General features: G+C 58.4%; 21 protein-coding genes. 6 read left to right on the forward strand and 15 right to left on the reverse strand.

Features of this window, described 5'->3' with window-relative positions:
- Positions 1–58 precede the first annotated feature (58 nt).
- The 3 genes from M5G26_RS07440 (at position 59) to M5G26_RS07450 (ending at position 4,344) form a co-directional block, all read left to right on the forward strand.
- Positions 59–1,450 carry a GntP family permease gene (locus tag M5G26_RS07440; RefSeq protein ID WP_134177503.1) on the forward strand — a complete coding sequence of 464 codons (1,392 nt, stop codon included), beginning with the start codon at positions 59–61 and terminating at the stop codon, positions 1,448–1,450.
- 7 nt (positions 1,451–1,457) lie between these two features.
- Positions 1,458–2,231, forward strand: coding sequence for a 3-hydroxybutyrate dehydrogenase (gene hbdH, locus M5G26_RS07445; RefSeq protein WP_150692285.1), 774 nt, complete (start codon positions 1,458–1,460; stop codon positions 2,229–2,231).
- A gap of 157 nt (positions 2,232–2,388) precedes the next feature.
- The gene (locus tag M5G26_RS07450; protein ID WP_273914875.1) at positions 2,389–4,344 is read left to right on the forward strand and encodes an acetoacetate--CoA ligase; all 1,956 of its coding nucleotides are present in this window, start codon (positions 2,389–2,391) and stop codon (positions 4,342–4,344) included.
- Positions 4,345–4,367: 23 nt separating this feature from the next.
- On the opposite strand, the gene M5G26_RS07455 is transcribed toward M5G26_RS07450, so the two are convergent.
- Both M5G26_RS07455 and M5G26_RS07460 read right to left on the reverse strand, forming a co-directional pair.
- Complete coding sequence (locus M5G26_RS07455; protein WP_273914876.1) at positions 4,368–8,216, reverse strand: hypothetical protein; 3,849 nt, start codon at positions 8,214–8,216, stop codon at positions 4,368–4,370.
- 122 nt (positions 8,217–8,338) lie between these two features.
- A complete protein-coding gene (locus M5G26_RS07460) occupies positions 8,339–9,448 on the reverse strand; it encodes a PilT/PilU family type 4a pilus ATPase (protein ID WP_273914877.1) in 1,110 nt (369 codons plus the stop codon).
- A gap of 113 nt (positions 9,449–9,561) precedes the next feature.
- Between M5G26_RS07460 and M5G26_RS07465 the strand changes: the two genes are divergently transcribed.
- Together M5G26_RS07465 and M5G26_RS07470 are read left to right on the forward strand one after the other, a co-directional pair.
- Positions 9,562–12,099 carry a PAS domain-containing hybrid sensor histidine kinase/response regulator gene (locus M5G26_RS07465; RefSeq protein ID WP_150692281.1) on the forward strand — a complete coding sequence of 846 codons (2,538 nt, stop codon included), beginning with the start codon at positions 9,562–9,564 and terminating at the stop codon, positions 12,097–12,099.
- A 51-nt stretch (positions 12,100–12,150) separates the two neighbouring features.
- On the forward strand, positions 12,151–12,426 hold the full coding sequence (locus M5G26_RS07470; protein WP_007912322.1) for a peptidylprolyl isomerase: 276 nt from the start codon (positions 12,151–12,153) through the stop codon (positions 12,424–12,426).
- A gap of 130 nt (positions 12,427–12,556) precedes the next feature.
- On the opposite strand, the gene M5G26_RS07475 is transcribed toward M5G26_RS07470, so the two are convergent.
- The 8 genes from M5G26_RS07475 to M5G26_RS07510 all read right to left on the reverse strand — a co-directional run bounded on the left by M5G26_RS07475 (position 12,557) and on the right by M5G26_RS07510 (position 19,194).
- Positions 12,557–13,492 carry a sugar kinase gene (locus tag M5G26_RS07475; protein ID WP_273914878.1) on the reverse strand — a complete coding sequence of 312 codons (936 nt, stop codon included), beginning with the start codon at positions 13,490–13,492 and terminating at the stop codon, positions 12,557–12,559.
- Between the two features lie 86 nt (positions 13,493–13,578).
- Entirely contained in the window at positions 13,579–14,793 is a 1,215-nt protein-coding gene (locus M5G26_RS07480; RefSeq protein WP_273914879.1) for an amino acid deaminase, read from the reverse strand.
- 39 nt (positions 14,794–14,832) lie between these two features.
- Positions 14,833–15,597 carry an IclR family transcriptional regulator gene (locus tag M5G26_RS07485; RefSeq protein ID WP_273915165.1) on the reverse strand — a complete coding sequence of 255 codons (765 nt, stop codon included), beginning with the start codon at positions 15,595–15,597 and terminating at the stop codon, positions 14,833–14,835.
- Between the two features lie 156 nt (positions 15,598–15,753).
- Complete coding sequence (locus M5G26_RS07490) at positions 15,754–16,143, reverse strand: RidA family protein (protein WP_007912330.1); 390 nt, start codon at positions 16,141–16,143, stop codon at positions 15,754–15,756.
- A 28-nt stretch (positions 16,144–16,171) separates the two neighbouring features.
- On the reverse strand, positions 16,172–16,963 hold the full coding sequence (locus M5G26_RS07495; RefSeq protein WP_134177512.1) for an amino acid ABC transporter ATP-binding protein: 792 nt from the start codon (positions 16,961–16,963) through the stop codon (positions 16,172–16,174).
- Entirely contained in the window at positions 16,960–17,622 is a 663-nt protein-coding gene (locus tag M5G26_RS07500) for an amino acid ABC transporter permease (protein ID WP_122590829.1), read from the reverse strand. Before M5G26_RS07500 ends, M5G26_RS07495 begins: the two co-directional genes overlap by 4 nt.
- Positions 17,623–17,631: 9 nt before the next feature.
- Positions 17,632–18,294 (reverse strand): amino acid ABC transporter permease, encoded by a 663-nt coding sequence (locus M5G26_RS07505; RefSeq protein ID WP_273914880.1) that lies wholly within the window; start codon positions 18,292–18,294, stop codon positions 17,632–17,634.
- A 51-nt stretch (positions 18,295–18,345) separates the two neighbouring features.
- Positions 18,346–19,194 carry a transporter substrate-binding domain-containing protein gene (locus tag M5G26_RS07510; protein ID WP_134177514.1) on the reverse strand — a complete coding sequence of 283 codons (849 nt, stop codon included), beginning with the start codon at positions 19,192–19,194 and terminating at the stop codon, positions 18,346–18,348.
- 337 nt (positions 19,195–19,531) lie between these two features.
- Between M5G26_RS07510 and M5G26_RS07515 the strand changes: the two genes are divergently transcribed.
- Positions 19,532–19,963 (forward strand): thioredoxin family protein, encoded by a 432-nt coding sequence (locus M5G26_RS07515; protein WP_273914881.1) that lies wholly within the window; start codon positions 19,532–19,534, stop codon positions 19,961–19,963.
- A gap of 28 nt (positions 19,964–19,991) precedes the next feature.
- On the opposite strand, the gene M5G26_RS07520 is transcribed toward M5G26_RS07515, so the two are convergent.
- The 5 genes from M5G26_RS07520 to M5G26_RS07540 all read right to left on the reverse strand — a co-directional run bounded on the left by M5G26_RS07520 (position 19,992) and on the right by M5G26_RS07540 (position 25,240).
- Positions 19,992–20,273, reverse strand: coding sequence for a type II toxin-antitoxin system RelE family toxin (locus tag M5G26_RS07520; RefSeq protein ID WP_150692275.1), 282 nt, complete (start codon positions 20,271–20,273; stop codon positions 19,992–19,994).
- Positions 20,263–20,511, reverse strand: coding sequence for a type II toxin-antitoxin system Phd/YefM family antitoxin (locus tag M5G26_RS07525; RefSeq protein WP_150692274.1), 249 nt, complete (start codon positions 20,509–20,511; stop codon positions 20,263–20,265). Before M5G26_RS07525 ends, M5G26_RS07520 begins: the two co-directional genes overlap by 11 nt.
- Before the next feature lie 295 nt (positions 20,512–20,806).
- On the reverse strand, positions 20,807–22,366 hold the full coding sequence (locus tag M5G26_RS07530) for a TerC family protein (RefSeq protein WP_273914882.1): 1,560 nt from the start codon (positions 22,364–22,366) through the stop codon (positions 20,807–20,809).
- A 390-nt stretch (positions 22,367–22,756) separates the two neighbouring features.
- Positions 22,757–24,403, reverse strand: coding sequence for a phospholipase D-like domain-containing protein (locus tag M5G26_RS07535; RefSeq protein WP_273914883.1), 1,647 nt, complete (start codon positions 24,401–24,403; stop codon positions 22,757–22,759).
- Between the two features lie 174 nt (positions 24,404–24,577).
- Positions 24,578–25,240, reverse strand: coding sequence for a vWA domain-containing protein (locus M5G26_RS07540; protein WP_443218379.1), 663 nt, complete (start codon positions 25,238–25,240; stop codon positions 24,578–24,580).
- Positions 25,241–25,242 lie beyond the last annotated feature (2 nt).

Below are 25,242 nucleotides of genomic sequence, written 5' to 3' on the forward strand. Positions count from 1 at the left end.
CTAACGCCTCTCCACACCCGTTCCACCCACAAAAATAACAATTCTGGAGAGACACACCATGAGTGTGATCATTGCCTTGGCAGCTCTTACGCTGCTGATGCTGGCTGCCTACCGTGGCTACAGCGTTATCCTCTTCGCGCCGATTGCCGCCCTCGGTGCTGTCCTGCTCACCGATCCTTCCGCCGTCGCCCCTGCGTTCACCGGGGTGTTCATGGAGAAAATGGTCGGTTTCATCAAACTGTATTTCCCGGTTTTCCTGCTCGGTGCCGTGTTCGGCAAGTTGATCGAACTGTCTGGGTTCTCCCGCTCGATCGTTGCCGCCGCCATTCGCTTGCTCGGTACCAAACAGGCAATGCTGGTGATCGTACTGGTCTGCGCCCTGCTCACCTACGGCGGCGTGTCGCTGTTCGTGGTGGTCTTCGCGGTTTATCCGTTTGCTGCCGAGATGTTCCGCCAGAGCGATATTCCCAAGCGGCTGATCCCGGCAACCATCGCCCTCGGTGCGTTTTCGTTCACCATGGACGCCCTGCCCGGCACGCCGCAGATCCAGAACATCATCCCCAGTACATTCTTCAATACCACCGCGTGGGCGGCGCCGTGGCTGGGCGTGATCGGCACGATTTTCGTGTTCTGCGCCGGCATGCTGTTTCTTCAGCGTCAACGTAACAAGGCGCAGCGCGCCGGTGAAGGTTACGGTAGCGAACTGCGTAATGAGCCGGAAACCGCTGAAGACCTGAAATTGCCAAACCCATGGATTGCTCTGTCGCCGTTGTTGGCGGTGGGCATCATGAACCTGCTGTTCACCCAGTGGATTCCGCAGTGGTACGGCAAGACACACAGCCTCGCGCTGCCGGGCATGACCACGCCAGTCACCACCGAAATCGCCAAACTCACCGCGATCTGGGCGGTGCAGGCGGCGTTGCTGGTAGGGATTCTGATGGTCCTCGCGTTCGGCTTTCAGGCGATTCGCAGCAAGCTCGCCGAAGGCAGCAAAAGCGCGGTCAGCGGTGCATTGCTGGCGGCGATGAACACCGCGTCGGAATACGGCTTCGGCGCGGTGATCGCGTCGCTGCCGGGCTTTCTGGTGCTGGCGGACTGGCTCAAGCAAATCCCCAATCCGCTGGTCAACGAAGCCATCACCGTGACCCTGCTCGCGGGCATCACCGGTTCCGCATCGGGCGGCATGAGCATTGCGCTGGCGGCGATGTCCGAGCAGTTCATCAGTGCGGCACACGCGGCGAACATTCCGCTGGAAGTGCTGCACCGCGTGGCCGCGATGGCCAGCGGGGGCATGGACACCCTGCCGCACAACGGCGCGGTCATCACCTTGCTCGCGGTGACGGGCCTGACCCACCGCGAAGCCTATAAAGACATTTTCTGTATTACGCTGATCAAGACCCTGGCGGTTTTCGTAGTGATCGGCACTTTCTACGCCACTGGCATTGTGTGAGGTATTCATGACGACTCTTTCCGGCAAGACCGCACTAGTGACCGGCTCCACCAGCGGCATCGGTCTGGGCATCGCACTGAGCCTGGCCAAGGCTGGCGCCAATCTGATTCTCAACGGTTTTGGCGATGCATCGAAAGTCATCGCCGAAGTTGCCCGGTTCGGCGGCAAGGTCGGCCATCACCCGGCCGATGTCAGTGACCCGGCGCAGATCGCCGACATGATCACTTACGCCGAGCGCGAGTTCGGCGGTGTCGACATTCTGGTCAACAACGCCGGCATCCAGCATGTCGCCGCCGTGGAAGAGTTCCCCGTCGAGCGCTGGGATTCGATCATCGCGATCAACCTGTCTTCGGTGTTTCACAGCACGCGCCTGAGCCTGCCGGGGATGCGCGCCAAAGGTTGGGGGCGGATCATCAATATCGCCTCCGTGCACGGTCAGGTCGGCTCCACCGGCAAGGCGGCTTATGTGGCCGCCAAGCACGGCGTGATCGGTTTGACCAAAGTGGTCGGCCTGGAAACCGCGACCAGTAACGTTACGTGCAACGCGATCTGCCCGGGCTGGGTGTTGACGCCGTTGGTGCAGAAGCAGATCGATGACCGAGCGGCCAAGGGGGTCGATCCGCAGCAGGCACAGCATGATTTGCTGGCCGAGAAACAGCCGTCGCTCGAGTTCGTCACGCCGCAGCATCTTGGCGAACTGGTGCTGTTCCTGTGCAGCGAAGCTGGCAGTCAGGTGCGTGGGGCGGCGTGGAATATTGATGGTGGCTGGCTCGCCCAATAGCACAGCCATCCCCCTCTGTGAGAGCGAGCCTGCTCGCGAAAGCGGTGGGTCCGCCAATGAAGTCGTTGAATGTGCGGACGTCTTCGCGAGCAGGCTCGCTCCCACAGGTGTTAGGTGTGCGCTCGACCTTGTGCATGAATAAAACAAGAGGCAACCAATGTCCGACATCCTCTGGCAACCCGATGCCAACCGTATCGCCAAATCACGCATGGACGCTTTCCGTCGTGCGGTCAATCAACGCCATCACCTGAAACTCGACGACTACCCTGCCCTGCACCAATGGAGCATCGAGCAGCGCCCGGAGTTCTGGCAGGCGATTGTCGATTTCTTCGATATCCGCTTCCACACGCAGCCTGATGCCGTGCTGCGCGAAGGCGCGCAAATGCCGGACGCCGAGTGGTTTCCCGGTGCTACGTTGAACTTCGCCGAACATTTGCTGCGTCGTCGTGACGATGCTTTGGCGGTGATCAGCGTGGCGGAGAACGGCCAGCGCGAGCAGTTGACCTGGGCTGAACTCGCCGAGCACGTCGCCGGGTTTCAAGCGAGCCTGCAAGCCGCCGGCGTTGGCCTCGGCGATCGCGTCGCAGCGTGCATGCCGAATACCTGGCAGACACTGGTGGCAATGTTGGCCACCACCAGCCTCGGCGCAATCTGGTCGTGCTCCTCGCCGGACTTCGGCACCCATGGCGTGATCGACCGCTTTGGCCAGATCGAACCGAAGGTGTTGATCACCTGCGCCGCTTATCACTATGCCGGCAAAGACATCGACCAGACCGACAAAATCAACGGAATACTCGAGCAACTGCCCACGTTACGGCAGTTGATCATCGTGCCTTATGCCCAGCCGCACGCCCACGTCGAGGCTTACCGGACTCGCGCCGAAGTGACCTTGTGGGATGACTTCTATCAGGCGGGCGGCGAAGCGGATTTTGTCCCGGTGCCGTTCAATCATCCGCTGTACGTGTTGTATTCCAGCGGCACCACCGGCGTGCCGAAATGCATCGTCCACAGCACCGGCGGCGTACTGCTGCAACACGTCAAGGAGCACGGCCTGCATTGCGATCTCGGCCCCGGGGATCGCCTGTTTTACTACACGACGTGCGGCTGGATGATGTGGAACTGGCTCGTCTCGGCGCTCGCGGTCGGCAGTGCCGTGGTGCTCTACGACGGCTCGCCGTTTCACCCGGACAACCAGCGTTTGCTCGACTTGATCGACGACGAACGCATCAGTGTGTTCGGCACCAGCCCCAAGTTTCTCGCCACCCTGGAAAGCAGCGGCGCCAAGCCTCGCGAAAGCCATGATCTGCGCAGCCTGAAAACGCTGCTGTGCACCGGCTCGGCGCTGTCGCCGCAAAGCTACGACTTTGTCTATCGCGACTTCAAACCGGATGTGTGTCTGGCGTCGATGTCGGGTGGCACCGATATCGTTTCGTGCTTCGTCAATGCCAATCCGCTGACCTCAGTGCGGCGCGGCGAGATCATGGGCAAGAGCCTGGGCATGGCGGTGCAAGTCTGGAACGATGCCGGTCAGCCGGTGATTGGTGAAAAAGGCGAACTGGTCTGCACCCGACATTTCCCGGCCATGCCGATCGGCCTGTGGAATGATCCGGACGGAGCAAAACTGCGGCAATCGTATTTCAGCCTGTTTCCCGGTGTCTGGGCACAAGGCGATTACGCGGAACAACGGCCGCACGGCGGAATGCTGATCCATGGCCGCTCCGACGCGGTACTCAATCCGGGAGGTGTACGCATTGGCACGGCAGAGATCTATCGTCAGGTCGAGAAAGTGACAGAAGTGCTGGACAGCGTCGCCATCGGTCAGCAGTGGCTGGATGACGTGCGGGTTGTGCTGTTTGTGAGGTTGCGTGAAGGGCTGACACTGGATGAGGCGCTGGAGCAGCGCATCCGCCAGGTGATCCGCGCCAGTACCACCCCAAGGCATGTACCGGCGAAGATCGTTGCAGTGACAGACATTCCGCGCACCATCAGCGGCAAGATTGTCGAACTGGCCGTGCGTGAAGTGGTGCATGGACGGCCGGTGAAAAACACCGATGCGCTGGCCAATCCCGAAGCGCTGGAGCAGTTTCGGGATCGGCCGGAGCTGGAGATCTAGTACAAGAGATTTGCGCCAGATGACTACACCGGTCTGATCCAGCCATCTGCCAGGGGCGGATCAGTCAGATCGTGTGTAGATGTGGCGTTCAGTTTGATCAATACGGGTCCGATAATCGTGCCATCGACATTGTTGTCAACGGCTGCGCGAAGCACTCGCAGATTGCTTTCGAACGTCACTTTATCGGTGCTCATCTGGCTGAGGAGCGAGGTGAGCACTGCCAGAGAATCGGCGTTTTCAAAGGCTTTGGTACTTGGGTGAAAGACGTTGCTGGAATCTGCAACAGCCAGTCGCCCCAAGGCAAGATTCAGCAGTGCAGCCACGTCCAGCTGTTGCCCACCCTTGGTAACGCCATCGACATCCAGGGCATAACCGACATCATTGTTCTGTACGACCCCATGAAATAACTCGTGAATCACATCATCCGCTACGACGTCATGGTTCATGCCCTTATCGATGAACTGTCGATTGATATTGGGTGTATTGATCTGGATGAACGGAATCGGGCTCTGCCCACCGGCGCGCTTCCATTGCTGGTAGGCCTGCAGATCAAACTCAGCGATGTCGTTCGTCTCCTTGAGCGGATCGAGAACGAAGTTGCTCATGGAAACGCCGGCAAAATCCGCTCTGACCAACCGCAGATAATTCAACACACGATTCGCCGCATCGCTGGAAGTCTGACCCATCAATATTTTTATCAGAGCATCGCGCTCAGCCCGATAGTCATGGTTGGTCAACACACTGAGTGCACTTTCTATTTTTGCCCGTGCCCGCGGCAAGCTTTGCTCGATGAACAGTCGTGTATAACTGACGGGCAAGGTGTGATTGGCACGCGGTAACCGAGGTGAGGCAATAAAGTTGAAATGCCCCAAAGCCGGCCCCCAGGGCTTGCCCAAACGATCCAGTGCATACCACTTGTAGTTATTGCGCGCCGCCAGCACCGTGAGCGTGTCCGAAGCTGAAGCATTCGGCCGCCATGTACCATGCGCGGTTGAAGCATTATCCGCTGAGCGGATCAGGTTCTTGCCTTTATTACTGCCGTGCAACGTGGTCAATTGAGATTTGGCCAGTCCCAGCAGTTCCAGCGTAGGCTTGCTGAATCGCAGTAATCCCTTGTGAACGAGTTTACCGACGCCGTACACCGCCGTGGGTACGCCATCCACCGGATTGAAAGCAGATACCGAGGTTGCCACCACTAGTTTGGTCACGCGCGCGGCTTTGCTGGCCGCAGAGATTGCCTTGGCGGAAATGCTCAAGGCTTTGACACCGGCGCCATAGAATGCGCCTCCCAAAGCAATGGCATCCATGAGGCAACCGTAGATCCCGTCTACGACTCGATTGTGCTCACCCGTTGATATGTCCTCGATACATTTTTTGAAAGGCACGGCCAGATCAACGAAGTAAGTGGCGATTTTCTCGCCTTTTGCCCGCTCTGCTTCGAGCTCCGTTGGCTCCGTGGCCGCCGCTACCAGTTCTTCAAACCTGATGACAGGATGATGATTGATGATGAAGTCGGCAAGGCGCACAAGTTGTGGATTGCTGAAGTTCTTGTAAACACTCTTCTGCAGCTGGATCGGGTTCGCAGCAGCGCTCAGCACGCCGAGTTTTTCAGCAATGGCCTGACCAGATCCGGAAATGAAGTCTGGAGAATCGCCATATAAGTACTTGGAGAAATCAATATTGAAAGACGTTTTAGCGATGGGGTCATCTTGCTTCTTCAGATCACCATCAAAATCCAGTCTGGCGGGTTTCTGGAACAAGCCTCTCCTGACCAGTTCATTACCAAGCTGATTATTCTTTACCAGTTCGCCCCGCAACGTAAACAGCTCATAGGCAGTCAGCTCCGCACCATTTGTCACGCACATCAATAGTCCGAAACGCCCGGTGGCAGCATCCTTGCCTTGCCGTGTTTCGTAGTCCACCTCATAGGTAAAAGGTCCGGCAATTCGAAACGACGAAGTTTCAATCGCACGGTCGCGGAAGGTAAAGAAGGTGACAGTGCCTTTCAGAAAGGCCTGCAGATCCCTATGAGGCATGTTGGAAAGCGCCAGTTTCACCGTGGCAACCAACGAGCGATTAAGGTTTTCCAGATAGACCCGCAACTGGCGATGAAACTCTTGGTCATTCGGGCGCAGGCGACGTAGCCGTGGAAATTCTTCGTGGATACTCGCAACCGAAGGGTCGTGACGTTTGGCCCGTTCGTAGTTGGTCACACCACCATGCAAGGAAGGAATATTGGAGTAGACGTTATCCGGGAAGATTTCCGGCCGATCCCAAGCCCCTCCAGACAGATCGCCGGACATATGCAAATCGATCATGCAGGCGGCCGTCGGAGACGCGCCGAGGCCCGGATGCTGGTGAAGTACTTTTTCGTCCAGAAAGTCACACAGCGGCGCGGCATCTTCCAGCGCTTCCTTTGCGATGAGGCGCCTGTCCGGCAGCCGCCCGAAGCGCGGAACGAAGTTGTCTGCATACTCCTGGAATGCAGACAGCGCACGCTCTGTGGTTGCCTTTTCCTGATTCGCCAATTCAGACGACGTCACCACATCATTGATCAATGCCCAATCGATCATCGGGCCGATCATTGCCATATCACGCAGGTGCAGCTGCGCCTCACCCAGTGGCTCCAGTTCGCCATAGGCAACTATTTGCGCATAGCTCATCACCCGCGCAGCGCCCTTTCGCACAGACTCGGCCAAGACGACGGCGCGGCAATAACTCATCCATTCCACCGACCCCATCAGTAGCGAAGACGGAATACCCTTGACCATAAACTCCGGAGCAATGCCCGTCAGCAACAAGTGCGCAGCGACCGCTGCCAAACCGGCCGATGCCATTTGTTTGGCTACCAAAAAGGCCCGTAGCTCCTGGCAAATAACTGTGGCCTGGCGGCCGACATTGCTCGGTGCATAAAGCTGCAGGCCTGCGATGGACTTGCGAACGGAGTTACCTCCAATCGATGGGTCGATATCCAGCAACAGGGCAGTTACCAATAACTTAGCGAGACCACGACTTGATGGTATCTCTCCCGGCTGCGAACCCAGCCACTGCAGTTTTTGCAGATAAGCCGTGGCCAGATCACGCGCGTAGTTATGGCTAAGTACACGGATAATCCACCCGTCAGCATTCTCTTCGGTGACGGATGTTTGTCCGGTATTACGGTGCAGAACGTCCAACAGCTTTTGGCCGGCTCCCACCAGTTGCGTTGTTACCGAACGTATCGCGCGGCATTGTTCGGCGGACAGCACAACCAGCGAATGATCTTCTGCATCCAGCAATTCCCAGAAATTGCCGAGCGAATCGACCTGCGGATTGAATTCAAAGTAACCGATCAGATTCTTGGTTTGCGCCAAGGTTTGCGGGACGGGTAAATTGTGAAACTTAAGCCATTGATCAATGTTGACGTCATCGGCGTCGTAGATATATCCACAAGCCTGCCTGGCGATATCACCGACCAGCAGAACATTTTGATAAAGGCGGGTACGATGGGGGATATTGTCGAGATCAACTTCATGCCATTTCCCGGTTTCCTTTCGAAAGACTTCGACCCCACCGTTTTCATTTATTCTGACCAAGACAGTATTAAGCGCACGATGGCGACGTAGCTCACTCATAATTCGGTCGTTGTCGAGCAATTTGCTCCAGAGCACGCGTCCAGGATTAAAAACCTCATGAAAAGACGATCCCGCCTGCACATCAACGGCGTAGCCCTGCCAGCTATAAGCCGGATCAACGCCCTGCTCTTTGACTGCATCGTACAACTGAGCAAGTACGGCCTCTCGCTCTTCAGCGTCAATCGCTTGTCGGCGCTGCTGCTCTTGATGGGCAACGCTGTAAGACTTGAATAACTTCCCTGAACTTTCAGACAACATCACGGCTTCCTTATAAATATAGATACGCTCTAGCTGAGCAAGTAAAGTTAACCCCACTCATCACCAGAGACGCCATCAAACATTTATAAGCTCATATGTAAACAATGCAAAAAAAACAACAACTACTCCAACAAGCCCCATCCATCACTCCCGCCGCCCGCGCCACTCCCCCCCTCAACTTTCAGCTTGATTTTCAGCTTTAGATTGGTTCCGGAGTCGGCATGTTTCATCACCTCCTCTTCGTTAACAACATGGCTCTCAAACAAATCGAACAATGATTGATCAAACGTCTGCATACCCTGCGCCACGGATTTTTCCATGATCGTTTTAAGTTCGCCCAATTCATTACGATGTATCAGATCTCTGATAGTCGGCGTTCCCAGCATGACTTCCACCGCTGCCCGTCTCTGCCCGTCAACCGTGCGCACCAGTCGTTGGGAAACACAGGCTTTAAGATTATTGCCCAACGTTTGCAACAACTGCGGTCGCCGCTCCTGCGGGAACATATTGATGATCCGGTCCAGTGCCTGATTGGCATTGATGGCGTGCAACGTCGAGAGCACCAAATGCCCGGTATCGGCAAATGCCAACGCATGCTCCATGGTTTCGCGGTCACGGATTTCGCCGATCAGCACCACATCCGGGGCCTGACGCAGAGTGTTTTTCAACGCAGAGTGGAAGCTGCGCGTATCAACCCCGACTTCCCGTTGATTGATGATCGAACGCTGGTGGCGATGGATGTACTCGATTGGATCCTCGATGGTGATGATATGCCCCGAGCTGTGGCGGTTGCGGTGATCGATCAGCGCGGCGAGCGAGGTTGATTTACCGGAATCGGTGGCGCCAACAAAGAGGATCAGCCCTTGTTTGAGCATGACGGTTTCGAGCAGTACCGTCGGCAATTTCAGATCAGCGAAACGCGGAATGTCGAGTTTGACGTTGCGTATGACGATCGATACATCGTTGCGCTGTTTGAAGATATTCACGCGAAAGCGGCCGATGCCCGCTCGTGAAATCGCCAGATTCATTTCCAGATCCCGGTCGAACTCCCGTCGTTGCTCGGCGTCCATCAGGGAGGCAGCGATGGCGGCGGTTTCAGCGTTTTTGAAAGGTCGTTCGCTCAACGCCGTGAGCACGCCGTCGATACGCGCACTGGGGGGTGCTCCCGTTGACAGGAACAGATCCGAACCGTTTTTATTGGACAAAACTGACAACAGTGCATCGATTTCCATGGCAAAAAGCACCCGCGAAGCATTCAATGAACAGACAATGGCGTGCGCCTGGCGCAGCTCAACTGCAACAATGATAGACGTCGCCTCACCGAACCACGCTCAGGACTGATGTAATGAATGCTGTACCGAACACCGACGACGCTCAGGCACTCATCGCCCGCACCGACTGGAGTCGCGGCCCGCTGGGCGCTGCCGGCAGTTGGCCGCAGAGCCTGCGCACCGCGGTGGACATCGTGATTCACTCGCCGATGCCGATGCTGTTGTTGTGGGGCCCGCAACTTACGCAGATCTACAACAATGGCTTCGCCCTGCTCGCCGGCCACAAGCATCCGCACGCATTCGGACAGCCTGCGCACCAGATCTGGCCGGAACTTCGCGAATTTACCGACCCGATTTACAGCGCCGTCCTGCAAGGCCAGGTTCGCACCTACAGTGAAAGACGCTTCACCCTGCAGCGCGAAGGCAAAGAGTCGGACTTCTGGCTGGATTTGACCTACAGTCCGATCCGCGATGAAACCGCGCAAGTCGCCGGGATTCTGGTGACCGCCATCGAAACCAACGAACGCCGACGCATCGCTCTGGAACTGCAGCGACGCTCCGAAGAGAGCCTCAAGGCCCAACGCGAAACCGAGGAACGCCTGCAACTGGCCCTGGCTGCCACGGATGCCGTCGGCACCTGGGATTGGGATATTGGTGAAGATCGCTTTATCGCCGATGCGCATTTCGCTCAGTTGCATGGCATCGACCCCAGTCTTGCCAGCCAGTTGCCGATCAGCGATTACTTGCAAGGCGTGCACCCCGAAGACCGCGCGATGGTCGCGCGCAGCATCAAACACTGCATCACCTACGGCACCGAATACGCTGAGGAATATCGCTTGATGCAGGCTGACGGCGAGGTGCGCTGGGTGTTCGCTCGCGGGCGCTGCTACAAGGATCATCATGGCCGGCCCATGCGTTTCCTCGGCGCAGCGCTGGACCTGACCGAGCGCAAACACACCGAACAGGCGTTACGCCAGAGTCAGACTGAACTGCAACTGATCATCAACGCCATGCCGATCCTGATCAGCTATGTCGACTGTGAAGAGCGCTTTCGCCTGAACAACGCGGCCTATCTGGACTGGTACGGACTCACGCCACAGGAACTCTACGGCCGCACGATTCGTGAAGTCATCGGTGAAGAAGCCTATTTCCTGCGCCTGCCTTACATTGCCGAGGCGCTGGCCGGCAGACCCTGTTCGTTCAGCCTGTACACCCCGCACCGCGATGGCAGCAATCGCCACGCGCTGATGAATTACCTGCCGCGTTACGCCGCCGACGGCGCGATCAGTGGTTTCTATATCTTTGTAATCGACGAGACCGAGCGCAAGAAAACCGAAGAAGCCTTGCGTAATCTCAACGAAACCCTGGAAGAACGGGTCAGCGCCCGCACCGAGCAATTGGCCCAGGCCAACCAGCGTTTGCAGAACGAGATGTTCGAACGCGAGCGCGCCGAAGATGCCTTGCGCCACGCGCAAAAAATGGAAGCTGTCGGTCAACTCACTGGCGGTATCGCCCACGACTTCAACAACATGCTCACCGGGATCATTGGCAGCCTCGATCTGATGCAGCGCTACATTGCCAATGGCCGGGCCGACGAGATCGGTCGTTTTACCGAAGCCGCCGTTTCGTCGGCCAACCGCGCGGCGGCGCTGACCCATCGTTTGCTGGCGTTTTCGCGGCGCCAATCGCTGGATCGCAAGACCCTCAACGTCAATGAACTGGTGCATTCGCTGGAAGACTTGATTCGGCGCACCAAGGGCGATCCGATCGAACTCACCCTGCGTCTGGCCGAGAATGTCTGGCCGGTCAGCACCGACGTCAGCCAATTGGAAAACGCCCTGCTCAATCTGGTCATCAATGCCCGCGACGCGATGCCCGAGGGTGGCGAGTTGCTGATCGAAACGGCCAACGTCTACCTCGACGGCAGCGACATCACCACGCTCGAACCGGTCAAGGCCGGCGATTACTTGATGCTGGCGGTCAGCGACAACGGCACCGGCATGACGCCCTCCGTGCGTTCCAAGGCATTCGATCCATTCTTCACCACCAAACCGATCGGCCAGGGCACAGGTTTGGGGCTGTCGATGATTTATGGGTTTGCCCAGCAGTCCGGTGGCCACGTCAGCCTCGACAGCCTGCCGGGCCAGGGCACTTGCGTGCGTCTGTACCTGCCGCGCTTGCACGGCGTCGAGGCGGAGCGGCCGGCCATCGTGCCCCTTGAGCAAGTGCCAATGACGACGACTGGCGAAACCGTGGTGGTCGTCGAAGATGACCCGGCCGTGCGCATGCTGGTGCTCGATCTGCTCCGGGAGTTGGGTTATCAAGCCCACGAAGCCGAAGATGCCAAGACTGCCCTGCCGCTGCTGGAATCCGATCTGCGCGTGGATCTGCTGGTCACCGACGTCGGCCTGCCAGGCATGAACGGCCGGCAACTGGCTGAAATCGCCCGTCAGCATCGGCCGGGTCTCAAAGTGCTGTTCATGACCGGTTATGCGCAGAAAGCCGCCGAGCGGCAGGGTTTTCTCGAGGATGGCATGGACATGGTCGCCAAACCGTTTGCCATCGAGCTGCTGGCCAGCAAGATCCGCACGATGATCAGCCAAACCCCGTGACTTGAGGCATAATCCGCGCCCCGCCGTCACCCCGTTATCAGGTACCGCACGATGAAAGCCCAAGCCCGCCACATTCTGGTGAAAACCGCCGAAGAGGCCGAACAGCTCAAACAACGCATCGCCAAGGGTGAAGCGTTCGATGTGCTGGCGAAGAAATTTTCGACCTGCCCGTCCGGCAAGCGCGGCGGTGATCTGGGTGAAGTGCGGCCGGGGCAGATGGTTGGCGCGATTGATGCGGTGATTTTCAAAAAGCCGCTGCGCACCGTGCATGGGCCGATCAAGAGCAAGTTCGGGTATCACCTGGTGCAGGTGTTTTACCGCGATTAATACTTTCCTCACAGGAGCTGTGTAGGAGCTGTCGAGTGAAACGAGGCTGCGATCTTTTGATCTTGATCTTGATCTTGAAAAACAAGATCAAAAGATCGCAGCCTTCGGCAGCTCCTACAGGGATTGCATTTCAGGTTCTGGGGATCAGTGCTCCTGGCACCTGAATCACCCGACTTGCCAGCAGATGCCCCGCCTCGGCAGCCTCCGCCGGGTTTCCGCCCAGCAATCGACTGGCCAGATACGCCGCACTAAAAGAATCCCCCGCCGCCGTGGTGTCCACCACCTTCTCGACCTTCTGCGCCGGCACTTCAAATGCTTCGCCATCACAGCAAATCAAACAGGCTTCAGCGCCGCGTTTGAGCACCACTTCCGGCGTGCCGATCTGCGCGTAAGCGGCAAACACCGCGTCGCAATCGGCAAAACCGAACAGCGCCTGTTCGTCATCTACCGTCAATAACGCCAGATCAACGTAGGGCAACACGCTGCGATACGCCGCTCGCGCGTCTTCTACAGACGCCCACAAACGTGGCCGGTAATTGTTGTCGAAGACGATGCGCGCATCACGCTGGCGCGCTTCGATCAGCGTCTGGATCAGTTTCTCCCGGCCCAGCGCACCGAGCACTGCCAGAGTTATGCCGCTGAAATACAGCACATCGTAATCCGGCAACGTGGCCAGCATCGGCGCCGCTTCGGGCGTGGTGAAACAGTCGCGAACCGCCGCTTCGTTGCGCCAATAGAGAAAACGGCGCTCACCGTTGGCGTCAGTCTGAATGCAATACAGGCCCGGCAAGCGTCCGGATAGACGCTGAACCAGATCGAGGCCGATACCTTCCTCGGACCAGATCTGGCACATGGCATCGCTGAAGCTGTCGTCACCCAGCGCGGTGACGTAATCGACCTGCGCGTTGTCGCCCATTGCACGGGACAGATACACCGCGGTGTTCAGGGTGTCGCCGCCGAAGCTTTGCTGCAGGCTGCCGTCGGCGCGTTGCTGCAGTTCGATCATGCATTCGCCGATCAGGGCGATGCGCGGGGTGTTCGGGCCCAAGGGGCTGAGGGTGTTCATCTTGTGCTGTCTCTGTTGATGCGCGGGTGTCTGGGCGGGCCTCATCGCTGGCAAGCCAGCGATTGGCCGCAACTCGGTCTCAAGCTTTAGAAACAGGTCTCCATGCTCTCGATCACCGACAACTGCTCATCCACCAACAACCCCACACGCCACTTGTCGAACGTCAGGCACGGGTGCGACGTACCAAAGGAAATGATGTCACCCACGCGCAACTCAACGCCCGGCGCCACGGTCATGAACGCGTGCTGGTCCATCACCGCGGTAACCTTGCACGCCCCGACGTCATCGCCCAGCGCCGGCACCACACCCGCCTTGTAGCGCAGCAACGGCACCGGTAAACCGGCATCGAACGCAACATCACGTTTGCCCAGCGCGATCACCGCAAAGCCCGGCTCCGGCAACGACTGCACATGCGCCCAGACTTCCAGCGCCGGGCGCAAGCCTTCGTGCAGATCACTGCGACGATCGAGTACGCAGCATTGCGCTTCTTTGTAGATGCCATGGTCATGGGCCACGTAGCTGCCCGGACGCAAAACACTGAGGAAACGCCCTGCCGCGTTCTGCGCTTCGAAGGATTCAGCAATCAGGTCGTACCACGCTGAACCCGAGGCAGTGATGATCGGCTTGGCGATGGCGAACGCGCCGCTGTCCTGCAACTGCACCGCCAGACGCACCAGCGACGCCGCAAACTCACGAATGCCGCTGACCGCGTGATCGCCGTGAATCACCCCTTCGTAACCTTCGATGCCGGTCAGGGCCAGCGCCGGTTGCGCGTTGATCGCCTTGGCCAGTTCGATGACTTCCTGCTCGCTGCGGCAACCGCAACGGCCGCCGACCACGCCGTACTCGATCATCACGTTCAGCTTCACCCCGCGCGAGGCGAAGTAGGCGCCGAGATCGGTGACGTTGTCCGGGTGATCGACCATGCAATAGAAATCGAACGACGGATCGGCCAGCAGATCGGCGATCAATGCCATGTTCGGCGTGCCGACCAGTTGGTTGGCCATCAGCACCCGGCGCACACCATGGGCGTAAGCGGCGCGGGTCTGGGTCGCGCTGGCGAGGGTGATGCCCCAGGCACCGGCGTCGAGCTGACGCTTGAACAGTGCCGGGGTCATGCTGGTTTTACCGTGGGGTGCCAGTTCTGCACCGCTGTCGCTGACGAACTTCTGCATCCAGCGGATGTTGTGCTCCAGCGCTTCGCGATGCAGCACCAGCGCCGGCAGGCTGACGTCACGCGTCAGGTGCGCACCGATGGCGGCGTCGCCCTTTTCCCCGGCAGTATTGATGGCAGTGGTCATGGTCGAACTCCTCACTTTCGCGGCCGCAGGCAGCCGCGGTTATTCGTTGATGCGCCGGGCGAGGCTGTTGGCGCTCTCGATCAGCACCCGGCGATAGTCGTTGTAATTGTTCTTCGCATCGGCCCGAGGGGCGACGATGCACAAGGTGCAAATGGCCACGCCTTGCGGATCTTTGACCGGCGCGGCGAAGCAATGGGTAAAGGTGTCGGCAACACTGTCGAAGGAGAAGAATCCGTCGATGCCGGCCTGACGGATTTCCGCCAGAAAACGTTCCAGCGGCAGGCGTTCGCCATCGGGCAGGATGAAGTCGTTTTCGTCGATCAGGTCGATGATCTGTTGATCGCTCAAGTGCGCGAGCAACAGGCGCCCGGAAGCGGTCCACGGGATGGGTGCGTTTTCGCCGATGTCGGAGGAAATACGGAAATGCCGCTCGCCCTCCTTCATCAGTGCCACCGTGTATTTACGGCCGTTGAGCAGGCACATCTGCGCGGTTTCATGGGTCTGGCTGACGATCTCCTGCAAGGCGTGATCGGCCTCGCGGCTGAGGTCGAAGTGGCGTAAATGCGCCTGACCGAGGAAATACAACTGCCGGCCGAGATAGACGTGACCGTCCTTGCCCACTGGCTCCAGAATCCGTCGTTCCAGCAGCGAGGCGACGAGTTCGTAGACCGTGGATTTCGGGCTGCCGATGCCGTTGGCGATGTCGTTGGGGCGCAGCGGCTGGCCGATCTCCTTGAGGAAATCGAGGATATCGAACGCCCGGTCCAGACCGCGAGCCCGGCGTTTGATGGTGTCTTCGGTCATTTCAGTGGTTCCCATTCAAAGTCGCCGGGAGTTTACCGCTAATGATCGTTCCCATGCTCCGCGTGGGAACGCAGCCCGGGACGCTCTGCGTCCCTTGGAACGCGGAGCGTTCCGTGAGGCGTTCCCACGCAGAGCGTGGGAACGATGATGTGTAGTTCAGGCCTTCTTCTTGTACGCGATGCAGTCGATCTCGACCTTGCAATCGACCATCATGCTCGCCTGCACACAGGCCCGCGCCGGTGCGTGTTCAGGCTTGAAATACTCGCCGAAAACCTTGTTGAAACTGCTGAAATCCCGTGGATCATCCAGCCACACGCCAGCGCGCACCACGTCTTCCAGGCCATACCCAGCCTCTTCGAGAATCGCGATCAGGTTCTTCATGGTCTGGTGAGTCTGCTCGACGATGCCGCCGACAATAATCTCGCCATCCACCGCCGGTACCTGGCCGGACACATGCAGCCAGCCATCCGCTTCAACGGCGCGAGCGAAGGGACGGGGCTGGCCGCCCGCGGCGGTGCTGCCAGTGCCGTAACGGGTAATGCTCATGGGTACTTCTCCTGATTCAAAACGAAAGTTAAAACCGCGTGCTCTTGAGAAACTCAGCCAGACGCGGCGATTGCGGGCGTTCGAACAGTTCCTTGGGAGGCCCCTGCTCTTCGATCCGCCCCTGATTCATGAAAACGATTTTGTCCGAGACCTCGAACGCAAAACGCATCTCGTGGGTCACCAGCAACATGGTCATGCCGTCTTCAGCCAGGCCCTTGATCACGTTGAGCACTTCGCCAACCAGTTCCGGGTCTAGGGCCGAAGTGACTTCATCAAACAGCATCAGGCTCGGGTTCATCGCAATCGCCCGAGCAATCGCCACGCGCTGTTGCTGACCGCCGGACAACTGGCCGGGAAAGTGATTGCGCCGCTCCAGCAAGCCTACGCGCTCCAGCCATTTTTCCGCGAGGACGACGGCTTCGTCCTTGTGCATCTTCTTCACCTTGAGCAGGCCCAGGGTAACGTTCTGCAACGCGGTCAGGTGCGGGAACAGGTTGAACTGCTGGAACGCCATGCCGGTCATCGCGCGATGGCGGGCGATGACTTTTTCCGCATGCCGGACACGCTTGCCGTTGACCTCGTCATAGCCGATGGATTCGCCGTCGAGCAGGATCTGCCCGCCCTGGAATTCTTCGAGCATGTTCACGCAACGCAGCAGCGTGGTCTTGCCCGAACCGCTGGAACCGATCAGCGTGACCACGTTGCCGCGCTGCATGCTCAGGTCGACACCCTTGAGCACTTCGACCGCGCCGTACTGTTTGTGCAGGCCACGGATGTCCAGCAACGCGTGAGGCTGTGGGGAAACTTGAGCTTGAGTCATGGCAAGGCCACCCGTTTTTCAATGTGCCGGCCGAGTAATTCGATGCCGTAGTTGATGACGAAGAACAGAAAACCCGCGAACAGGTAGAACTCCAGAGTCATGAAGTTCCGGGCGATGATCTGTTGCGTGCTGAGCAGCAATTCGGCGACGCCGATCACCGAGAGCAAGGTCGAAGCCTTGACGATTTCCGTGGACGAGTTGACCCAGGTCGGCAGGATCTGCCGCAGCGCCTGTGGCAACAATACGTAGCCAAGGGATTGATAGAACGTCAGGCCGATGGCCTGGCTCGCTTCCATCTGCCCGCGCGGCAACGCTTGCAGCGCACCGCGAACAATCTCGGCAACGTGGGAACCGCAGAACAGCGTAAGCCCCAAGGCCCCGGCCTGAAACGCGCTGATCTGCCAGCCGAGTGCCGGCGCCATATAGAAGCAGGCCAGCACCAGCACGAACACCGGTGTGCCGCGAATCAGGTCAACGTAAAAACGGAACGGTGCGCGCATCCAGAACTTGCCGTAGGTCAGCACCAGACCGGTGACCACGCCGAGCATCGTGCCGAGCAGGATCGCCAGCGCCGACACTTGCACACTGGTCAAAAAGCCCTGCCAGAGCGGCTCGCGCGCCACCCACAACTCATGTAACCAACTGGGCGATTCGTACATCGCAGCCTCCTATCGGCGGATCGCCAGACGCTGCTCGAGGTAACGCAGCACCATGGCAATGAGGTAACAGGCCGCGACATACAACGCCGTGGTCACCAGCCAGGTTTCAATCACCCGGTAGCTCTCGACGTTGATCTTGCGCGCGTAATAGGTCAGCTCCGGCACCGCAATCGCGGCGGCCAGCGAGGTGTCCTTGAACAGCGAAATGAAGTTGTTCGACAGCGCCGGCAAAACATTGCGCAACATCACCGGCACGGTGACGTAGGCCTTGACCTGCCACTCGCCGAGACCGATGGCCAGCCCGGCTTCGCGCTGCCCTTTGGGGATACTCAGCAAGCCACCACGGAAGACTTCGGTCAGGTACGCCCCGGCATACAACGACAGCGTAATGATGAACGAGGGAATCTTGTCCAGACGAATGCCCAGGCTTGGCAACGCAAAGTAGATCAACAGAATCAACACCAGAATCGGCGTGTTACGCACCACCGTGACGTACACCGAAGCCAGCACCCGCAAGGCGCGATGCTTGGAGAGCAAGGCAAACGCCATCAGCAGGCCGATCACGCAGCCGATCGCGATCGACACCAAGGCCAGCTCAAGACCCAGACCGAGCCCCGCCAGCAAGGTGTCAAAATCGCGCCACACGGCGGCAAAGTTCAACTGATAGTTCATGGTCAGCAGTACCTTGAGCGGGGCGACTTTAATCGCCCCACTCTCACGGGATCATTTGAATTCGACAGGGAAACCGATGGCTGGGGACGGCAGATCTACACCGAACCATTGTTTGAATGACGCCGCGTAGGTCGGGAATTCAACGCCGGTCATGGCTTCATGCAGTGCGGTGTTAACGAAGTTCAGCCAATCCTGGTCGCCGCGTTTCACCGCGCACGCGTAGGTTTGTGGACTCCACGCGTAGCTTGGGCTGCGGTAGCGGCCAGGGTTCTGCACCATCAGGTATTTGACCGATGACTGATCCGTGGCAGCGGCATCGGCGCGACCGGAGTTCACCGCCTGGTACATCAGATCGACACTGTCGTACTGATCGACCTTAGCTTTTGGCAACGCCTGATGCACCAGCTCTTCGGCATAGACGTTTTGCAGCACGGCCACGGTGACGCTGTCGCCGGCGGCTTGCAGGTCTTCGATTTCCTTGTACTTGCTGTTGTTCGGCAGCAGGAGGCCAACGCCTTCGCGGTAGTACGGCAGGGTGAACGCCACTTGCTGCGCGCGGCTGGCGGTGACGGTGATGAACTGGCAGCTCATGTCGACCTTGTCGGTGAGCAGGTTGGGAATCCGCGCATCGGACGACTGCACCACGAACTCGACTTTGCTCGGGTCGTTGAACAGACCTTTGGCGACGATCCGCGCGATGTCGATATCGAAGCCCTGCAACTTGCCGTCCGCGCCCTGAAAGTGCCACGGCGCATTGGTGCTGCCGGTGCCCACGATCAACTTGCCACGGGCCAGAACACTGTCGAGCTTGCTGTCGGCTGCCTGGGCCATACCCATGACAGCGGACGAAGCCGCAAGAACAAGAACACACGCTTTGAACAACGAAGGACGGCGATGCATGGCAAGCACTCCAGAATTGTGTTTATTCCGCTATACCGGAACACGGTTTGTTACTACGGAATAGACAGCAGAAAGTGTGCCACAGGATTGTTGGGGAATCTGCAGTGGAATTAAAAGTTTTCGAAATCAAAGAGATGCAGAAAAAGACAATGGCGCTGTTACCAAAGACACCATGCAGACTCGCTACCGTTGGCTACACACGCCGGGTATTCGCGCCACATTGCGGGGCGCGTGACACAAAACAATGCGCGTGGCACCTGTCAACTCTGACAGTAGGCGTACGGTGCTTGCTGGATTACCGTCAAGCGATACAGTCACACCTGAAAAGGAGATTCTGATGAGCGCGAATATCCCTCTCGCTACTTTGCCTCCCACCTACCGCAAAGCGCTGAAAACCTGGCGCCCGGTAATCCTTTATTTCGCCAACGAACATTGCCCCGCCTGCGAATGGGCCGGGCCGATCTTTCGCCAGACGGCCGAACCATACCGGCATCGCGCCAATATCTACATGCTCAATACCAGCGAGTCCCCGCGCCATCCGCTGGTCACCGGGACGCCCACCGTACTGTTTTACAAGAACGGCAGAATGGTGAAAAAACTCAAAGGCATCGGCACCGAAGAAACCCTTGCACGGGATTTCGCCGAGCATATCGGCAAGACCAAAGCGCCCGCAGCTCCGCATAAACGCTTGCATGATCTGTCTTGGCTGCGTCAGACACTTCGCACTTTGCGCACCGTTGCACGTGCGCGCTTGCGGAGTCAGTGCTGAACAGGCTGAAGGTTCCGAAGCACGTATTTCAACGCTTGGCAGCCTCTGTATATATTTGGCTTCGCTCTCGCTTGCCTACGGCTATCACCGTGACAACCAATACTTCATCCTTGACGCGATACACCAAGCGATATCCGGCGCTTCGCAGCTTTATTTTGTATGCGTTACCCAGGCCTTTTAGCCGATCCGCCGGTACATGTGGATTAAGCAGCCGCTCCGCTAGTTTTTTCTTGAACTGATCTCGTAGACCTGCGCCCAGCTTCTCCCATTCTTTCCAGGCCTTTTCAGAAAACTCCAGCTCATAGGTCATCTATTGTGACCTTGATGGTGGGGTCGTTTTCTCGCTCCTTGCAAAGCGCGATCAACTCCAGATCATCAAGACGCGTCATCATTGCCTCGTACTCTTTGGCAGGTACGCAATAAAACGCTGGTTCATTTCGGTTGAGAATCGCTACAGAGCGTCCACCTCCTGCAGCTACGGTGCCCATCGGATTTTTTTTCAATTCGGAAATACTCGCTACTACGTGAGAAAGAACGATGTGTGCCATTAAGGTGCTCCCTGAAGTACTTTTAACAGCACCTAAAATAGCACCCCTGAAGTTCTTAACTTCGATCCATTTGACGATACCACGTGATTTCCAACGACGTTTCTGCGTTGTCCGTCAGATATTTCTCGCACTTGGGTGGGAACAGGAAGGATCGCTACACTTTTCATCAGTGAATACTGCGGTGCCTGAACCCAAGCATTCGCGAGCAGGCTCGCTCCCACATTTGAAACGCGTTCCAGTGTGGGAGCGAGCCTGCTCGCGAAGTGGCCAGTACAGTCGCCAGAGAACTCGAGTGTTACGCGGCAGCACGCACCAACAACACCCGCGTCACCCGCCGTTCTTCCACCGCTTTGACCGTCATCTGCCAGCCCTCCAGCTCCAGACGGTCACCGATCACCGGCAATCGATCCAGCAGGCTCATCACCAATCCGGCCATGGTCTGATAATCGTCGGTCGGCTGCGCACCAAACCCGGTACGTTGTCGCACTCGCGCCAGGTTCAACGCACCACTGACGATAAACCCGCCCTGCTCCTCGACCACGTCCGGGCCTTCGATTTCGCTGGCATCCGGCAGCTCACCGGCAATCGACTCAAGGATGTCGGTCATGGTCAACACGCCGACAAAATCACCGAATTCGTTGACCACAAAAGCAATGTGCGTCGACGCAGCGCGCATCTGCTCCAGCGCGTTCAGGATCGAATAGCTGTCGAGCAAATTGATGGTCTTGCGCGCCAAATGCTCCAGATTCGGTTCGGTGCCGGCCAGATATTCCTTGAGCAGTTCCTTCTTGTGCACGAAGCCCAACGGCTCATCCACCGCACCGTTGCGAATCAACGGCAGACGCGAATAGGACGAGTGCATCAAGCGGGTACGAATCGCCTCGCGATCATCGGCCAGATCAATCGTGTCGACATCGGCGCGCACGGTCATCAGCCCGCGAATCGGGCGCTCGGCCAGTTGCAATACGCCGCTGATCATCACCCGCTCGCGACGGTCGAACAGTTCCGCGCTTGGCGCGTCACCGTCGTCAAGCAGGTCAGAGATCTCCTCGCCAACCTCTTCCGCCGCCAGTTTGCGTCCGCCCAGCAGGCGCATCACCGCATGAGCGGTGCGCTCGCGTATCGGTCGCAGCCCCTGCATCGAGCGCTTGCGGCGAGCCCGGGCGATCTGGTTGAACACCTCGATCAGAATAGAGAAACCGATGGCGGCGTACAGATAACCTTTCGGAATGTGGAAGCCCAGACCTTCGGCCGTCAGGGCAAAACCGATCATCATCAGGAAGCCCAGACACAGCATGATCACCGTCGGGTGCGCGTTGACGAAGCGCGTCAGCGGCTTGCTGGCGACAATCATCAAGCCGATCGAGATGATCACCGCGATCATCATCACCGCCAGTTCATCGACCATGCCCACGGCGGTGATCACCGCATCGAGGGAGAACACTGCATCGAGCACCACAATCTGCGCAACGATCGGCCAGAACAAGGCATAAGCGGCGTTGGTCGTGCGCTCACCGATGTGGCCTTCAAGGCGTTCGTGCAATTCCATGGTGGCCTTGAACAGCAGGAACACACCACCGAACAGCATGATCAGGTCGCGGCCGGAGAAGCTCTTGTCGAACACCTCGAACAACGGCTGCGTGAGGGTGACCAGCCAGGAAATGCTCGCCAACAGGCCAAGGCGCATGATCAGCGCCAGCGACAGGCCGATGATCCGCGCACGGTCACGCTGATGCGGTGGCAGTTTGTCCGCCAGAATTGCGATGAACACCAGGTTGTCGATACCCAGCACCAGTTCCAGCACGATCAAAGTCAACAAGCCTAACCAGGCCGTGGGATCCGCTAACCATTCCATAAAACGTCTCTATCTCTCTCGGTGAATTCAGGCTGCCGGACACGGCAAAGCGCAACGCAAAGGCTCAGGGGCCGCGTTATCTACGATAGTCGGATGTCGGAAAACCGGATGCTGCGAGTGCGTCAAGACCGCGCCATGGCGCGAGGGGAAGGTGCGACTGGGAGGCTCCGAGAGGGTGTTCATGCAAATCCTGAATGAAAAATGGCCTTGGAGCGTACAGGCTTTGGGAACATTTCCTACAGCGGCAAATCATTTCAAAATCTGTAATCAGCTCCGAATACCTCTGTAGGAGCTGCCGAAGGTTCGGGCCGCGATCGGACGATCTTTTGATCTCCGCTTAAAAAAAAAGATCAAAAGATCGCAGCCTTCGGCAGCTCCTACAGTACGGTGTCAGCGGCCGGCGAAGCGCAACCGCGAGAGCTGGCGCAAATCCCCTTCGACGTAGTAATCGTTGGTCCAACGGTCATCCACCGCCAACGGACTCACTTGCTTCAACGCCAGTTTTTTCGCGAAATAGCGAAATCGGTAATGCTCATAAAACCGCAGCAGCTCCAGACCATAGCGGTCTGCCAGATCGGTGTCGCCGCGAATGATCAGGTAGTTTTCGTCATTGCCGTTACTCGCCGAAACGCTGAGGTTGTGGCTGCCACTGATGATCGTCGGCGTGTCCGTGGTGAAGTCGGTGACCACGGCTTTGGTGTGCACCAGCAGATTGCCCTTCTGACCTTTCATGTTTTCGCGCAGCCAGCCTTCCAGCCCGGTATTGAGCAACGCCGTGGCGGCGAATTCGGCACTGCGATCGGCATGGAAGCCAGTGATGCGACTGGCCGTGTTTTGCAGGCCATAGCGCAAAATGTCGTCGTGGGGCTGACCCAGCAATGCATTGAGGATCGCGTCCGGCAGCGAGAATGCCGTGACGAACAGCACGTCCTTTTTCGCCGCACCGATGATCCGCACAAACTCCTGCAGATCTGCCCAACCGGTACGCGGTGAGAACCCGGCGAACACCGGTTGCAGCGGATTCATCGGGTTGTGTTCGGTCACCCAGTCACGGGTTGCGCCGATATCATCCGGCTGCGCCCAGATCTGCTCGAACGTCTCCAGATAACTGGCAGCAACCGATTCGTCGTCCAGCACATGCACCACGTTGGCCTGCCGATAAACCCCGTTGGCGGTGAAATTGGTGCTGCCACACAGAACCGCTTCAGGCTGCTGCTCCCCACTGGCTTTGACGCGGCTGAGGACCATGAATTTATTGTGAAAGATGTTGTGGGTCACTCGCCCGCGTTTGCTCGCAGGAGGCAGTGCCGCCAGACTCGCTTCGTTGATCGTGGTGTCTTCATCATCCGGCCGGGCGTGATACAGCACCCGCACCTGCACGCCCCGCGCGAACGCCGCATTCACCGCGTCGACGATCGCCTGCAACTGATACTCGTAAATCGCGATATCAAGCGCCCACTGGTTATCGACCGCACGCTCGATAAACCCGAGCAGGCGTGCGAGCAAGCCGTTTTCCAGCCATTGCCGTGGCGCGTCGGGCCAGGCTTCGATGGGCATGTTCTTGTTGGCGCTGATCAGTGCGTCCAGTTCGGGAAACTTGCGCTGGAACGCCTGACTGGCGGCGACAGCACGATTGAACATCACGCTTTGATTGCTTGGGTGACCGTCATCGGAAGTGATCGTCAGCTCCAGCGACTCGCCCAACTGCACGGCATCGGCTGTGCCGTAGGCCAGATGCACGCGATAGTGGAGGGTCATGCCCGGATTGACCGCGTAATCAGCCCAGCGAAATTTCTGCAGTGGTGCGATATCGCTCGGTGTGGCGTGGAACCGGGGAAACGTGTGCGCCTTGCCAGGGAATGTCAGGCTGTTGAACAGGAACAACCAGGGTTTGGCGCCTTGCTGCTTTTCGATGGCAAATCCCAGCAGGCCCTTGCGCCGCGGTTCGGCCAGATCCATGGCCAGCAGCACACCGTTGGTGCCGGCGTAGGCTTTGACGCGGAAATCGTCCTGAGGATTTTTGACCAGTACGCGCATCGCTCACTCCTTGTGATTGGGGCTGGGTGCAGCATAGAGCAGGGATGCGGTTTTGAGTGTTCGGTTCTAGACCGGGTCGATGCAATCGCGAGCAGGCTCACTCCTACAGGGGAACTCATTCCAAATGTAGGAGTGAGCCTGCTCGCGAAGACGGTAGAACAATCGCCGAAAAGGTTAGAGAGAAATCAGCTCATCAATGTGTCGATACTCGGATCCCAACGCTGAAGCCAGATCCCGCGCCCGACCCAACCGGATCGGCCCGCGCTCGATATCGATCAACAACCCCGGACACGCTAGCGCCGGTAATCCCGACCACTGTTTCAAACGCCCATCGGTCACCACCAACAGCCGCTGCTGCTCGGCAGGAAAACGCTTGCGCCGCACCGCCAGCCATTGCTCTGCCTGCCCCAGCGCCGCGAGCAACGGTGTGCCGCCGCCGGCCCCCAAAGCCTCCAGCCAGACACGCAAGCCGCTGGACGCCTTCAACCCCTGCACCTGCCATTTCGGCGTCGAGCCACTGGCCGTCAATAATGCGAGGCGCGCGCGCTGGCGATAGGCGTCATCGAACAGTTGCGCGAGCAAACCTTTGGCATCACTCAAGGCGTGATGGCGCCGCGTCGAGGCTGAGGCATCGACGATGACCAGCCACAGTTCATGCGGGGAGCGTGTGCGCAGTTGGAACAGCAGATCTTCACGGGTCCGAGGACGCCCGTTGAGCAACGTGCCCGGCCAGTTCACCGTACCGCTGCGCGCGGTATGGCGCTTGCCCTGGCGTCCGTTGTCCAGCCGTCCGGCGCGGGGTCTGGCATTCGCCCCCGCGTCGGAGCGGGGACGAATGC

This window comes from Pseudomonas sp. TNT2022 ID642 (assembly GCF_028656995.1).
In the GTDB taxonomy this organism is placed as follows: domain Bacteria; phylum Pseudomonadota; class Gammaproteobacteria; order Pseudomonadales; family Pseudomonadaceae; genus Aquipseudomonas.